Below are 14,439 nucleotides of genomic sequence, written 5' to 3'. Positions count from 1 at the left end.
TCGAGGCCGGGAACCGCCCAATCCGGGCGACTGACGCGAAAGGCATGACGGGAAGAAGAACTTTTCCTGGTGGAGCCGAGCGGGATCGAACCGCTGACCTCGTCATTGCGAACGACGCGCTCTCCCAACTGAGCTACGGCCCCGTTCCAGGTTTTCCGCATCGCAGGCCTCCGCAATGCGCGGCGCGCCGTCTAGCGAAAGGCGGCGCGCCTGAAAAGCCTCAATCGGGTTACGCCTGCGGTGTATCGTCGGCTCCCGCATCGTTGGGGATCGGTTGCACGACGGGGATCGAGGCACGGGTCTCGTCGACCGGAACGACCGGGATCGACGCCCCGCTTTCGGGATCGCGGACGGTGCTTTCCTGCAACGGCTGGGCGGTCAGCAGTGTCGGATCCTGACCGGGCTGCGGCAACCGGTCCCGGCGGGCGTTGCGCACGGCGACATAACCCGGCTGCGAAGCGCCGTAACGCTCGCCATAGCGGGCATCCCAGGCGGCGGATTCCCGCTCATACTCCTCATATGCCTTGAAAAACCGTTCGAACGGGCCTTCGAAAGCCGTGAAATTGGCAAGCGCGAAAGCTTCCGGATCGACCTGTTCGGAAGCCAGATATTGCTGGGAAATACCCAAGGCCGTGCGGCAGAAATCGGATCGCGCCGGAGGCAGCGCGAAATAGTTGTAAACCATCGTCATCTGGCTTTCGCGCGCCTGAATGGCCGCCCGCCGGGCACGATATTCACGGCGATAGTCGGCGTCGATGCGATCGTTGACGCGCTTCAGCGGCCGCGCGTAATCCTTGATGTAGCTGCTATAGGCATCGAGGATCGGCTGATACCGCGCGTCGAGGCAGTTGAGCGCCGCGACATTCCAGGCGGACCGAAAATGCCAGATCTTCTCGTCGTCGGAAATCCCGAGATTGACGGTTTCGCGCATCCCCATGGAATTCACGCGTGGAATGGCCATGGCGTAGGACGCCTGGCCCGGCGGCAACGGACGAACCGGAACGGCTTGCACGGGCGGGGGAGGAGGCGGTGGCGGCGGCGGTGGCGGCGGCGTGGCACACGCCCCAAGCGCGGCCAGACCAGCGGCGACGGCCGCTATGCGAATGGTATGGTTTGAAACACGGCTCATGGCCCGCTGACCCTCCTCGATAAAGCTGGCGTTCATCCTGCGCCGTTCTCCCTTGACGGGGGATGAAGCCGACTGTCTAGCCTGACCTTCGCACAAAGAAAATGCCCGGGACGCTGGTGGCGCCCCGGGCACGGTCAAACGATTCCTGTTTGCGACGAGTGGTTTAGCCCTATTCGCGGTTCCCCATGAACTGCAGCAGGAACATGAACATGTTGATGAAATCGAGATACAGGCTCAACGCGCCCATAATGATCGCCTTCCCGGCGAATTCGGTGCCGCGCAGATACTGATATTCGCGCTTCAGACGCTGCGTATCGTAAGCGGTGAGGCCCGCGAAGATCAGCACCCCGATGAAGCTGATTGCCAACTGCATCGTGCTCGACTGGAGGAAGATATTGATCACCATGGCGATCAAAAGGCCGATGACGCCCATCACGAGGAAGGTGCCGAAGCCCTGGAGATTTTTCTTGGTTGTGTAGCCGAACAGGCTGAGGCCGGCGAAAGCGCCCGCCGTGGCGAAGAAGGTGGCGGCAATCGATTCCCCGGTGAAACGCAGGAAGATCGTCGACATCGACAGGCCCATCACGATCGCGAAAGACCAGAAAAGCACCTGAAGGGTGCCTCTGCTCATCTTGTTGAGGCCGAAGCTCATCGCCATGACGAAGCCGAGCGGAGCCAAGGCGACAATCCACATCAGCGGACCGCTGGCGAAGGCAAGCGCGAGGCCGCTCTGCGCGGCCAGCAAAGCGACGATGCCGGTCAGCAATACGCCGGAAGTCATGTAGTTATAGATCGACAGCATGTGCTTGCGCAGCCCAGCGTCGAAAGTCTCTTGCCTGGCAACGGCGTCGCCAGCGCGCGGCACGGTGCCGAAGCCCTGCCTCTGGTCGGTGTCGTTCCAATTGGCCATCTTGATGCAACTCCTCTTGGCAGCGCGGAAATACGCTCTGCTCCTGAATGAGAATATCGGTGTTTTGCCCCCCGATTTCAAGAGAAACCGGATCGGCTAACCCCAATGGCAATCAACCGCTTGCAAAACGTCGGTCAGGCCTCGCCCGCGGCGTCGACCATAGCCGCTTCCAGCGCTTCGGCAGGCGTGCGCCCTCCCCATAAAACGAACTGGAACGCGGGATAGAACCTGTCGCATTCGTCGACGGCGATCTCCACCAGCGCCTGCGCCTGGCCCAGGCTTAGCAACCCATCGTCGCCCAGCATGGTGGCGTTGCGGTAAAGCAGCACGCCGCCATTCGACCAGATATCGAAGTGGCCGAGCCACATCTGCTCGTTCACCAGGCTGACCAGTTCATGCGCGGGCGCCAGCTTGTCCTTCGAGATGCGGATGTCGGGCAAACAAAGGATCTGCAGCACCATATCGTCCGAACGCCAGATGCCGCGCACCTGGTATTTGATCCAGCTCCCCTGGATCTCCCCGCTCATTTCGGTCGCAGTCGAATCGCAGGGCCAACCGCGCGCTTCGAACAATGCGACCAGCATGTCGAGCGGCGCTGCGTCCTCCTCGACTTCATAGCGGTCTTCTGATGGTCTCATCGAAGCTGTCCCCTGCGCGTCATATGGTGCGGGATGCAGAAACGCACCGTCGCTTGGCAATGGACGAGGCGGTCGGCGCTGGGGAGAACCGCTAAGGCTTGTGCAAAGCTTGTGAACAAAACTGAGCCACGCATTAACCCTCGCGGCGGTCAGAGCGTGTCGATCGCCTCGCCCTCGGCACTGGTGAAGGGGAAGGAATCGATATCCAACTTCCTGAGTTCATTGACCATTTCACGCGCCTTCTCGGCACTGTCATAAGGTCCGGACAGAAGCCGGTTGGCCTCGCCCCACGGGGTCACGAACGGCCCTTGTCGTCCAGCTTGCCGGCTGCCTTCCGGGAAATCCGGCGCCAATCGAATTTCAGGGCACTCCTGTCCTTTCCGGTCGCCACCTGCACCCAGTGACGCGAGGGATGGACGGGAGGCGGCGGGGCTTCGGCCGAGCTCGCTCACGCGGAATGTCGATCCTCGTGATGTCCACCGCACCATTCGACCCAGGCGCGGTCGAGCCCGGTTCGAGAGTAAACCCGCTGAAGGCATCGGCGACAGAACGAGGGCCGGGTTCGAAAGCAGGTTCGGGCTCTGGCGTCGGCTCTGGCACGGATTGTGGCCGCTGCGGTGGGCCGGGCAAGGGCATCGATGCCGAAGACACTTCAGTCGCCGACCGGGTTGCACCTGCCGGACCGGCCTGCGCGACGACCACCGGTTCTTCGCGAAGGCCGGAAGCGGGCGGGGTTTCCCGATCGGGAACGGGCTGCGCCGCGGCATTTCGCGTGGGAGCGGCAGAGACCGGTTGCGATACCGGCTCCGACGGCGTTGCGGGCGAGGACGAGCGCTCTTTACCCGCCGGGCCGCCTGCATTGTCCGAAACCCGCCGGTCCCCACGGTCGCCCGGTCCGGACATCGTCTGCGTCGGAGCGGGATTCGGAACGGCCGCCGGGGCCGGCGCGCGGGCAATCCGCGGCGGCGACGGGGAATATTCGGCGATACCCGCATCGTCGGTGCCGATACTGGCAATACGCGGAAAGACACCCAGATTGCCTGCGGCGGCCTGCTGCGCCTTGGTCAGCCGGGGCATGTAGTCCAAATAAGCAGCCATGCGCGTGCCGAGCCCAGTGGGCAGCATCGTATTCGCGATATCCTTCGCCTCGCGCGCATCGCCAAGAATCGCCAGGCCGAAAGCTCGCGTCCGGAATGCCGCGACATCGCCGCGCTCGAGCAAAGGCAGCAGAGCCGCCTCGAACCCCTCACGATCACCCGAGATCGCCTGGCTGAGCGCCAGCCGCCGCGTCACCTCGTCGCCGGATCCATTGGCCAGTGCCAGCCTGTACAGCGTTTGCGCGCTCGCCGTATCGCCCACGAGATCGAAGGCTAGCCCGCGTTCTTCCGCCATGCGCGCATCGGCGACCCCAGCCGCTTCCGCTTCCGCGAAAAGCCGCAGGGCTTCCACCGGCCTGCGGGACCGCGTGTAGGCACGGGCCAGACCGACTTTCGTCCGCGAATTGTCGGGAGAAAGCTCGTTGGCGCGCCCGAAAAAGCCGATCGCCGCATCGATATCGTTCAGTTCGAGCGCCGCCTCGCCCGCATCGAGCAGAGCGCCGACATCGGTCGCATTGCGCGCGAGCCGCGAAAGCGCGTCGCTTAACTGCCGCTCGCCCGGTGCAGGCAGCGGCTGGACGATCTCGCGCTGAGCGGAAGCATGCCCAGGCAAAGCCACGAGAGCGAGCAACGCCACCGCCGACCCAATTCGTCGCCCGGTGATCATGGTGTCATTCTCGCAAGGCGGCCGTAAACCCGCACCGACACGGCCCGGTTACTGGTTGTTCTGGCGCCCGAGAAAGCGCGGAATATTAAGTCCGCCGCCGCTTCCGCCATTGTCATCGTCGTCATCATCGTCCTCGGTATCGGTATTGCCGACTCCGCGAGAAAGATTGGCCATACGCTCGAACAGAGTATTGCCCGGCAGCGCGCCGCTAGCTCCGCCGCTCTGACCAGCCGGCGAACCACCGGCGCCGGTCGAACCGTCACCCGTCGGACCATCTCCCGGAAGCACGGGCTGCTTGCGGCCCGGTTTGGTCGCAAGCGGGCTTTCCGTAGCAAGGTGCTCGTCGCCAAGCTCGAATTCATCCTGCGGACCGTCGCTTCCGGATTGGTTTCCGTCCGACTGGCTAGGCGTCGGGCCATCCTCGTTCCAGCCATCGGTCGTGGGGGCTCCACCGAATTCTCTGTCATCGGCAGGTTCCGGAACACCCTCATCGCCGGTGGCGTCGAAACGTTCGGTATGCTCGTTGCGCAAGCCCGCGAGCGGATCGACGATTTCGTCTACATCGTCATAGTCTTCTTCGTTCTCGCCATCCGAGGATCCAGAGGTCGCCGGGGTTAGACCGAAGGATCGTGTCCCTTCGTCGGCATCCACTTCCTGCGTGAGATCGAGCGCATCCACGTCTGCCGAGTCCTGTTCGGGCTGGGACGAGGCTTCAGCAGCATGGCCGGGCTGCTGCGATTCGGGATCGGCGGAAAGCCCCTCGTTCAGCTCGAACGGCTCTTCTTCGGCGAGATCGTCGCTCGGCACATCGAGCACCGGGCGCTTGGGAGCCCTGCTTTCGCGCATGGAAAAGGCGCGCGAGGGCGCAGCCGCGACCGAACCGTCCGGTTCGATCCCCGTGGCGACGACCGAGACGCGAATCTTGCCCTCGAGGTCGGGGTTGAAAGCGCTGCCCCAGATGATGTTGGCATCCTCGTCGACCAGTTCGCGAATGTGGTTCGCCGCCTCGTCGACCTCGAGCAGCTTCATATCCTCGCCGCCGATGATTGAGATGATAACGCCCTTGGCACCGGCCATGGACACACCGTCGAGCAGAGGGTTGGCAATCGCATGTTCGGCAGCTTCGAGCGCACGATTGTCGCCCTCGCCCTCACCCGTCCCCATCATCGCCTTGCCCATTTCGCTCATCACCGAGCGCACGTCGGCGAAATCGAGATTAATCAGGCCCGGCATGACCATCAGGTCGGTGATCGACCGAACACCCTGCTGCAACACCTCGTCGGCGAGCATGAAGGCTTCCTTGAAGGTCGTTTCCGCCTTGGCCACCAGAAACAGGTTCTGGTTGGGAATGACGATCAGCGTATCGACGTGCTTTTGCAGCTCGTCGATACCGGCTTCCGCCGCGCGCATGCGGCGCGTGCCTTCGAACAGGAACGGCTTGGTCACCACGCCGACGGTCAGCACGCCTTTCTTGCGCGCCGCCTCGGCAATGACCGGCGCGGCGCCGGTCCCGGTGCCGCCGCCCATGCCGGCCGCGATGAACACCATGTTCACGCCGTCGAGCGCATCTTCGATCTCATCGACCGTTTCCTCGGCGGCGGCCTTGCCCACTTCCGGGCGAGCGCCCGCGCCGAGACCACCGGTGATATCCGGCCCGAGCTGGATGCGCTTTTCGGATGCGGAGGTGCTCAATGCCTGGGCATCGGTATTGGCAACGATGAAATCGACGCCTTCGATTTCTGCCTGCATCATATTGGCGATGGCATTGCCGCCCGCACCGCCGACGCCAACAACCATGATCTTGGGACGAAGATCGTCGTCAGATGCCGGTCCGATATTGATACTCATCGAGAGTCCCCTGGGTATTCAAAAGTCGCGTTGCCGACTTTATGTCACAACTCTGGCACAAAGCGAATCGCAGGCCGCAGCCTTATGTGCCTTATCCACAAGGGCTAAAGGCGGGATTGCGCCGCGTATCAACCCTCAGAAATACTCGCGCACCGCTTGAAAGACACGGTTGACCAGACCCATGCCCCGATAGCGCTTGGTCGGCTGGAACCGCGGCCCCACCGATCGGATGTCGACAGGGTCGTCTGCCGCATAAAGGCACAAGCCCGCCAGCGTCGCGAAACCGGGTGTCGCATGCGCTTCGGGCAACCCTTGCAACGAAGGGGGCTTGCCGATCCGCACCGGCTGTCCCAGCGCGCCCTGCATAAACTCCGCGATGCCGTGCAGTTCGGCGCCGCCGCCGGTGAGCACGACCTGGCCACCCTGCGCGCCCGCAAAGCCCATCGTTTTGAGCGCCTTGCCGATTTCGGCGGTGGCGATGCCGAGCCTGTCGGTAACAATTGAAACGAGTTCGGCCCGGGCTATGCGGTTGTGTTCGTCCGCGCCGCGTGCGAGCGGTCCGCCCGCTTCCTCGCCAGGCCCGTTGACCGGGATCATCTCGCGGTGGTCGGTCGGTGTGGCGATCGCAGACCCGGCTACACATTTGAGCCGTTCAGCCTGGCTGCGCCGGATACCCAGCGACGAAGCAATCGCATCGGTGATGTCGTTCGATCCGATCGGAATCGATTTCAGACCCAGCAGCATACCCGCGGCATGGACCGACACATTGGTCACCTGGGCACCGATTTCGACCAGCGCGACGCCCAGTTCGCGTTCCTCCCGGGTAAGACAGGCGTGCGCCGCCGCCAGGGGGCTTGCGACCACACCTTCCACGTCGAGATGCGCCGTCTGGACGGCCTCGATCAGGTTCCGTACCGGCGCGCCTTCGGCCAGTGTCACGTGCACATCGACGCCCAGCGCTTCCGCATGAAGCCCTTTGGGGTTGGCGACGCCATGCGCACCATCGAGCGTGTAATGCGCAGGCTGCGCGTGCAACACCATGCGCCCGTCGGGATGCAGGTGGTCGCGCGCGGCATAGAGGAGATGTTCGATATCGTCCTCTTCGATGCGGCGCCCGCCAATGGCTATCTCCACGCTCGAAATCTTGCTCGACAGGCCCGCGCCCGCGCAGCCTATCCATACGCTCTGGATCGACGTGTTGGCATTTCCTTCGGCTTTTTCGACCGCGGTGCGGATCGCATGGCTGGCGGCGCGCATATCGGTGACGTAGCCGCGCTTGATACCGTCGCTGGCGCGGTGGCTGGAACCGAGCACGATCATCTCCCCCCCTTCCGCTTCCCCCATAATCATGGCGGACACGCGGAACGATCCGATGTTCACGGCACCGAATACGCGGGTGATGCGGGGCTGCGCCGTCGCCATTACTGGTCCCGTCCGTTGAGCGACATCTGCTTCGGGCAGGGTCCGTCTTCGCAGCGCAGATAGGCACGGTCGGGAACACGCATATCGATCGCCACAGGCTTGCCGCCGATCAGCCGGTGCATGCCGTCGAGCTGGGCGAATTTCACCAGCGCGGGCGGGCCAAGCTCGCCTTCGGGAAGTGCGAGCAGTTGGCCGGTCTTGAAGGTCAGATTCCAACGCCGGTTGCCGACCCATTCGGCCGACGCGATCTGGGGCTTGAGCGCCGGCGCGGCATCGAGCAGCTTGCCCAGTTCCTCGACCTGACGCGCTGCTCCCGGACCTTCGATCAGGAGCTTGTTCTCTGCATTCTTCGCACTGATCGGCTCCAGTTCGTTACCCTTCGGGTCGATAAGAACCAGGCGATCAGGCTTGCGGAGAACCGCATGCGGAACGCGTTCGACGATATCGACCTTGAGCGTATCGGGAAGCTGGCGCGAAACGCGTGCATCCGATACCCATGGCAATTCCAGCAGGCGTTCGCGGACCTCTTCGAGCTCCACGAGCGGCATCGGGCGATCCCGTTCGGCCAATACGCGTTCATATACCAGCCGTTCGTTCATCTGCTCCACACCGGACACGCTGACCCGGCTGACCTCGAAACCGGAGCGCGAGGCCGACTTGGCCAGTTCCGCCCTGACCAGATCCGGAACGCCAGCATAGCTTGCAATGGTCCAGGCAATACCGACGCCGGTCGCGACGATCGCGAACAGGAAAAACTTGTGCCACTGCTCTTCGGTGAAGGGCAATGCCCCCATCATCCGATCGAGCAGACCGCTGGTGTGGCGCTTCGCGGCGCGGGCCTTCTGGCTGCGGCTGCGCGCCGCGGCCGAGCGGCGCACACCGGCGGGCTTGCGTTTGACCCTAGCCATCGCCGTCACCGGATTTCGCAGCATGATGACGCAGCGCCGCAGCCACGACCAGCTCGCACAGCTCGCCATATTCGATGCCGGCATGTCTGCCCTGTTCCGGCACCAGGCTGAGCGGTGTCATGCCCGGCTGCGTGTTGGTCTCGAGGATAAACAAGCCCTCTTCGCCCTGTTCCTCGTCCCAGCGAAAGTCGGTCCGGCTCGTGCCACGGCACCCAAGCAGCCTATGGGCCTTGAGCGCGTAGTCCAGACACAGCTTCTCGATATTCGCGGGGATTTCGGCGGGGCAGACATGATCGGTCATGCCATCGGTATATTTCGCGTCGAAATCGTAAAAACCGCTTTTGGGTTTCAATTCGGTCACCGCGAGCGCGCGTGGACCGTCCTCGAAATCCACCACCGCGGTGGTCATTTCGCGGCCCTTGATGAAGGGTTCGGCCAGCAATTCCGCGAAGTCCTGCCACGGACCCTTGGCATCGCGCGCGATGGGATTGCCGTAATTGCCTTCGTCGGTGACGATGGCCACCCCGACCGAACTGCCCTCGTTGACGGGCTTGAGCACATAGGGGCGCGGCATCGGATCGCGCTCGAACAGGTCCGCGCTTTTGACGATGCGCCCGCCGGGCATGGGGATTCCATGCGGCACCAACGCCTGCTTGGTCAGTTGCTTGTCGATGGCGATAACCGAGGTCGCCAGGCCCGAATGGGTATAGGCGATGCCCATCAGGTCGAGCATGCCCTGCACGCTGCCATCCTCGCCCGGCACGCCGTGCAGCGCATTGAACACCACGTCGGGCGCAGCCTCCGCGATGCGCGCGGCCACCTGACGGTCCATGTCGATCCGCGACACCGTGTGGCCGCGCTCTTCCAGCGCTTTGGCAACGCCCTCGCCCGACATGAGGCTTACCGGTCGCTCGTTCGCCCAGCCGCCCATGAGCACGGCGATATGGAGTTTGGGGAGATCGGTCATTCCTGGTCCTTACGGCCGCCCAACGCGCTGGATTTCCCATTCGAGCTCGACGCCCGAATTCGCATAGACCCGGCGTTTCACCTCCTCGCCCAGCCCCTCGATGTCGGCGCTGGTCGCATTGTCGATATTGATAAGGAAATTGGTGTGCTTTTCGCTCACCTGTGCGCCGCCCATCTTCAGGCCGCGGCACCCGGCCGCATCGACCAGTTCCCAGGCCTTCCTGCCCGGCGGGTTCTTGAATGTCGAACCGCCCGTCTTGGTCCGCAGCGGCTGCGAATTTTCGCGCGCTTCGGCGATTTCGTCCATCTTCGCGCCGATAATCTCGGGATCGCCGGGCTCGCCCTGGAAACGGGCGCGAACCACCACCGCACCATCGGGCAGCACGGAGTGGCGATAGCTATAGCGCAGATCCGCTGCCGGAAGCGTAACGAATTGCCCGCCCGGAAGGATCACGTCGCAGTCGATCAGCACATCGCTGACTTCGCGGCCATAGGCCCCGCCATTCATCCGGACGAATCCGCCCACCGTGCCGGGGATGCCGCGCATGAATTCGACCCCGGCAATCCCCGCATCGCGTGCTGTCGATGCCACCAAAATGCCATGTGCCCCCGCACCGCATGTCAGCGTGTGATCGTTGCCCACCTCGATATCGGCAAAGGGTTTGCCGAGCTTGACGACGACGCCGGGAACACCGCCATCGCGCACGATCAGGTTCGAGCCCAAGCCCAGCGCCATCACCGGAAGGTTGCCGCCTAGCCGTTCGAGAAACAGTCTGAGATCGTCGAGATCGGCCGGCTCGAACAGCCAGTCCGCCCTGCCGCCCGACTTGAACCAGACCAGCTTGGCCAAGGGCGCATCGGGCGTGAGCTTGCCGCGGAGGCCGCGCACGTCGATGGGAGCGGCTATGCTGCCCTCGACCTCGCAATCGGGCGCCATCCCGCTATCCCAGTTCCACGCATCGCCTGGCTGGTCGCAATCGCTCATGCCGTGGTCGCCTTCGCGATGCCATTCTGCAGGCCTGCCGCCCACTGAGTGATGTCGCCCGCGCCGAGGCAGACCACGAAATCACCCGCGCGCAGATCACTCGCGAGCTTTTCGGCAAGCTCCGCCTCGTCCTCGACCGTGGCAGCGGCGCGGTGGCCGCGTGCCTTGAGACCGGCAACGAGCGCATCAGCGTCGACGCCTTCGATCGGGTCCTCGCCCGCGGCATATACGGGCGTGACATAGACCTCGTCCGCCGCGTTGAAACAGCTCTGAAAGTCGTCCATCAAATCGCGCAGACGCGTGTAGCGATGCGGCTGAACCACGGCGATCACGCGCCCCTCGCCGGCGCTTTCGCGCGCAGCATCAAGCACGGCCTTTATCTCGACCGGGTGATGGCCATAGTCGTCGATGATCGTCGCCACGCCATCGCCGCTTGGCACCTCACCCACTTTGGTGAAACGTCGCCGGACGCCGCCAAAGGCGGAAAAGCCATTGCAAATCACATCGTCGGGGCACCCCATCTCGATCGAAACCGCGATCGCGGCGAGCGCGTTCTGGACGTTGTGCCGCCCCGGCATCGGCAGGCGCACGCCTTCGATCCGCCGGTCTTCCTGGCCCCGGCGGCGTACGATGACATCGAAACAATTGCCGCCCGCATCGGGGCGCACGTTCACGCCGCAAATATCGGCCTGAAGGTTGAAGCCATAGGTTACGACATTGCGGTCGCGCACCTTGCCGATCACCGCCTGAACATCCTCGTGATCGATGCACAATATCGCTGCACCGTAAAACGGAACATTGTGGATGAATTCCACGAAGGCAGCCTTCACCCCATCGAAATCCCCATAGTGGTCGAGGTGTTCGGGATCGATATTGGTGACCACGGCGATGGTGCCATCGAGACGCAGGAAGCTGCCATCGCTCTCGTCGGCTTCGACCACCATCCATTCGCTGTCGCCGAGGCGTGCGTTCGAACCATATTGTTCGATGATGCCGCCATTGATGACTGTGGGGTCGATTCCGCCCGCATCGAGCAGTGCGGCGATCATGCTGGTGGTGGTCGTCTTGCCATGGGTTCCAGCCACGGCAACGGTCGACTTCAGCCGCATAAGCTCGGCCAGCATTTCGGCCCGACGCACGACCGGGATGCGATTCTCCAGCGCAAAGGCGACTTCGGGATTGGTGCGTTTGACCGCCGTGGACGTAACGACCACAGCCGCGCCTTCGACATTCTCCGGCGCGTGACCGATGGCGATCTTCATTCCGCGTTTGCGCAGACGCTCGACCGTCGGCCCTTCCTTCATGTCGGAACCCTGCACCTCGTAGCCAAGGTTATCCATCACCTCGGCAATGCCCGACATGCCGATGCCGCCAATGCCGACGAAGTGAATGGTGCCGATACTTGTCGGGACGCCCCTCATTTCGTGATCTCCCGGCTTGCGCCCTGGCCTGCGGCCATGCCCTGCGAAGCGCCGCGCGCATTGTTGCCGCCCACGCGGATCACATCCATCATGTCCGCTCCGCCGAAACTTTCGACGAGATCGGCGAGATCCTGGGCCGCCCGGGGCCTGCCGCAATTCCACGCCGCATGCGCCGCTTTGGCGAGCCCCTGCGGATTTTCCGCCAGCGCCTTGATCTGCTTGGCCAGCTCCTTGCCGGAAAAGCGTTCCTGCCGGATCATGCGCGCACCGCCAGACCGGGTCAGCTCGCGCGTATTGGCGGCCTGATGGTCATCGGTCGCGATCGGCAGCGGAATAAGGATTGCAGGGCGGCCGACAGCGGTCAGTTCCGCAATCGTCGAAGCGCCCGCGCGCCCGATGAACAGATGCGCATCGGCAAGCCGTGCGGCCATATCCTCGAAATAGGTCGCCAGTTCCGCCGGAATGCCGTGGTTGCGATAGCGCTCGCGCACTGCGTCCAGATCTTCGGGGCGGCATTGCTGAGTGACCTGCAGCCGCTGGCGCAAGGCGGGCGGCAGCATCGAGAGGCCGTCGGGCACGATTTCGGACAAAACCCGGGCACCCTGACTGCCGCCTGTCACCAACACGCGCAGCAGACCGTCTTCGGTAAAGGCGGGAAACGGCACTTCGCGCAGCGACAGCACGCCCGCGCGCACCGGATTGCCGACAAGGTGAACCTTCTCCGCATGTTTCGTATCGAGCCGCTCGACCTCCGGATAGGCGGTTGCGATCGCCTGCACCCGGCCTGCGAACAGGCGGTTCACGCGGCCCAGAACAGCGTTCTGCTCATGCACAACGGTCGGCACATCCGCGCTGGTGGCGGCAAGGATCGTCGGCAGCGAAGGGTAGCCGCCGAACCCGACGACCGCACTCGGTTCGAAGCTGTCGAACAAACGCAGAGCCATGCGGCGCCCCTCGAGAACCGCCATCAGTCCCTTGAACCAGGTGAGCGGATTGCGGCCGAACCGCCCCGCCGGAATGACATGCGCGGGCAGGAAGTCGGGCTTGCCGGGAATCTCGGCGCCGCGCGCATCGGTAATCAGCGCGACATGGTGTCCGCGCCGTTCCAGCTCGGTGGCCAGCGCAAAGGCGGGCAAAAGGTGCCCGCCCGTGCCGCCAGCGGCGAGGACATAGTGGCGATTTGCACCGGTCATGGATGTATCTCCCGCCGTGCGGAACCCGTCTGGTCTTTCATCGGGGCCGTCTGCCCTAAGCCGAGCCTGTCGCCAAGTCCCCTGGTCTTGCTTTTCAGGAACGGATTGCGCCGCGTGACCGCCAGCATCAGCCCGACATTGAGACAGATCGCGATTGTGGACGATCCGCCATAGCTCACCAGCGGCAGCGTCATGCCCTTGGAAGGGAAAAGCTGCAGATTGACGAGGATATTGATGAAAGCCTGCCCGCCGAGCAGGGCGATGAGCCCAGCCCCGGCCAGCAGCGCGAAAATATCCTCCTCATCGATCAACCGCATCAGGACCCGCACCACGATCGCAAGGTAAAGCAGGACGATCAGCCCGCAGGCGATCAGGCCGAATTCCTCGCCGATGACGCTGAATATATAGTCGGTATGCGCCTCAGGCAGGCTCATCTTGCGGATGCCGAGGCCATAGCCCGCCCCCGTCCAGCCCCCGGCCAGCAGGGTGCGACTGGCGAGATCGACCTGATCGAAAGCCGTGCCTCCGCCGAGAAAAGCATCGATCCGGTGGCGTGCATTGTCATACAGGAAATAGGTCGCGGTAAGAACGACAATCCCGCCGCCGATCACCGCGCCAAGCCGCTTCACGTCGACGCCAGACAGCACCACCATCACGAACCACACGCCGCCGAACAGGATCGTGCCGCCGAAATTGGGCTGCATCATCATCAGCGCGGCAATCAGCGCCAGATAGGCAGTGGCGATGCCCAGCACCGGCAGGTTGGGATCGCGCATGCGCCAGCTCAGGATCCAGGCCATGGCGATGGCGAAGCCGGGCTTGAGAAACTCGGAAGGCTGGAACTGCATGCCCAGACTGATCCAGCGGCGTGCCCCGTTGATTTCTACCCCGATTATGGGGACGAGGAACAGCAGCACCGTCATGACCGCTGCGAGCAATATGCCGAGACGCCGCGCATTCTCACGCGCCAGCATGGATATTCCAAGCATGGTTCCCAGCGCCAGGACCTGCCAGGCGAGATGCCGGTAGAAGAAATAGAGCGGGTCGAGCGTCTGGCTCGAAGTCGAAAGCCGATCCGCACTCGCCGGGCTGGCGGCGGCCACGGCGATGGTGCCGAAGCTCATCAGCAGCAGGACCAGCAACAGCAGCACCCGGTCGATCTCGCGCCACCAGATCTTGAGTTCGGTCCAGCGAGAGATCTTGCCCTTGGGGATGTGCGCGGGCTGGCGCTTGCCGGGGACGTAGGGCTGCATGG

Annotated in this window: 13 protein-coding genes and 1 tRNA gene; all 14 read right to left on the bottom strand. The window is 63.6% G+C overall.

Annotation, left to right across the window (positions count from 1 at the left end):
• Positions 1 to 67: 67 nt before the first annotated feature.
• Positions 68 to 143, bottom strand: a tRNA-Ala gene (locus DVR09_RS06390).
• A gap of 86 nt (positions 144 to 229) precedes the next feature.
• Entirely contained in the window at positions 230 to 1,165 is a 936-nt protein-coding gene (locus DVR09_RS06385) for a hypothetical protein (RefSeq protein WP_234041570.1), read from the bottom strand.
• Positions 1,166 to 1,298: 133 nt separating this feature from the next.
• Positions 1,299 to 2,039: a Bax inhibitor-1/YccA family protein gene (locus DVR09_RS06380; RefSeq protein WP_115416206.1), complete on the bottom strand. Its 741-nt coding sequence runs from the start codon at positions 2,037 to 2,039 to the stop codon at positions 1,299 to 1,301.
• Positions 2,040 to 2,173: 134 nt separating this feature from the next.
• Positions 2,174 to 2,677 (bottom strand): type III secretion system chaperone family protein, encoded by a 504-nt coding sequence (locus tag DVR09_RS06375; RefSeq protein WP_115416205.1) that lies wholly within the window; start codon positions 2,675 to 2,677, stop codon positions 2,174 to 2,176.
• A 149-nt stretch (positions 2,678 to 2,826) separates the two neighbouring features.
• Positions 2,827 to 2,976: an SPOR domain-containing protein gene (locus DVR09_RS06370; RefSeq protein ID WP_162814870.1), complete on the bottom strand. Its 150-nt coding sequence runs from the start codon at positions 2,974 to 2,976 to the stop codon at positions 2,827 to 2,829.
• Between the two features lie 61 nt (positions 2,977 to 3,037).
• Positions 3,038 to 4,441, bottom strand: a complete 1,404-nt coding sequence (locus DVR09_RS06365) for a tetratricopeptide repeat protein (RefSeq protein ID WP_115416203.1) — start codon at positions 4,439 to 4,441, stop codon at positions 3,038 to 3,040.
• Between the two features lie 48 nt (positions 4,442 to 4,489).
• Positions 4,490 to 6,289, bottom strand: coding sequence for a cell division protein FtsZ (gene ftsZ / locus DVR09_RS06360; RefSeq protein ID WP_115416202.1), 1,800 nt, complete (start codon positions 6,287 to 6,289; stop codon positions 4,490 to 4,492).
• Between the two features lie 135 nt (positions 6,290 to 6,424).
• Positions 6,425 to 7,711, bottom strand: coding sequence for a cell division protein FtsA (gene ftsA, locus DVR09_RS06355; RefSeq protein WP_115416201.1), 1,287 nt, complete (start codon positions 7,709 to 7,711; stop codon positions 6,425 to 6,427).
• Positions 7,711 to 8,619 carry a cell division protein FtsQ/DivIB gene (locus DVR09_RS06350; RefSeq protein ID WP_115416200.1) on the bottom strand — a complete coding sequence of 303 codons (909 nt, stop codon included), beginning with the start codon at positions 8,617 to 8,619 and terminating at the stop codon, positions 7,711 to 7,713. Before DVR09_RS06350 ends, ftsA begins: the two co-directional genes overlap by 1 nt.
• Positions 8,612 to 9,586 (bottom strand): D-alanine--D-alanine ligase, encoded by a 975-nt coding sequence (locus tag DVR09_RS06345; protein WP_115416199.1) that lies wholly within the window; start codon positions 9,584 to 9,586, stop codon positions 8,612 to 8,614. The genes DVR09_RS06350 and DVR09_RS06345 overlap by 8 nt, the downstream gene beginning before the upstream one ends.
• Before the next feature lie 9 nt (positions 9,587 to 9,595).
• On the bottom strand, positions 9,596 to 10,522 hold the full coding sequence (murB, locus tag DVR09_RS06340; protein WP_115417822.1) for a UDP-N-acetylmuramate dehydrogenase: 927 nt from the start codon (positions 10,520 to 10,522) through the stop codon (positions 9,596 to 9,598).
• 44 nt (positions 10,523 to 10,566) lie between these two features.
• Positions 10,567 to 11,991: a UDP-N-acetylmuramate--L-alanine ligase gene (gene murC / locus DVR09_RS06335; protein ID WP_115416198.1), complete on the bottom strand. Its 1,425-nt coding sequence runs from the start codon at positions 11,989 to 11,991 to the stop codon at positions 10,567 to 10,569.
• Entirely contained in the window at positions 11,988 to 13,184 is a 1,197-nt protein-coding gene (gene murG / locus DVR09_RS06330; protein WP_115416197.1) for an undecaprenyldiphospho-muramoylpentapeptide beta-N-acetylglucosaminyltransferase, read from the bottom strand. Before murG ends, murC begins: the two co-directional genes overlap by 4 nt.
• The gene (locus DVR09_RS06325; RefSeq protein WP_370459171.1) at positions 13,181 to 14,437 is read right to left on the bottom strand and encodes an FtsW/RodA/SpoVE family cell cycle protein; all 1,257 of its coding nucleotides are present in this window, start codon (positions 14,435 to 14,437) and stop codon (positions 13,181 to 13,183) included. The genes murG and DVR09_RS06325 overlap by 4 nt, the downstream gene beginning before the upstream one ends.
• Positions 14,438 to 14,439 lie beyond the last annotated feature (2 nt).

Origin of the sequence: Erythrobacter aureus (assembly GCF_003355455.1) — a bacterium.
Taxonomy (GTDB): Bacteria; Pseudomonadota; Alphaproteobacteria; order Sphingomonadales; family Sphingomonadaceae; genus Qipengyuania; species Qipengyuania aurea.
This window is presented reverse-complemented; position numbering and strand designations above follow the sequence as displayed.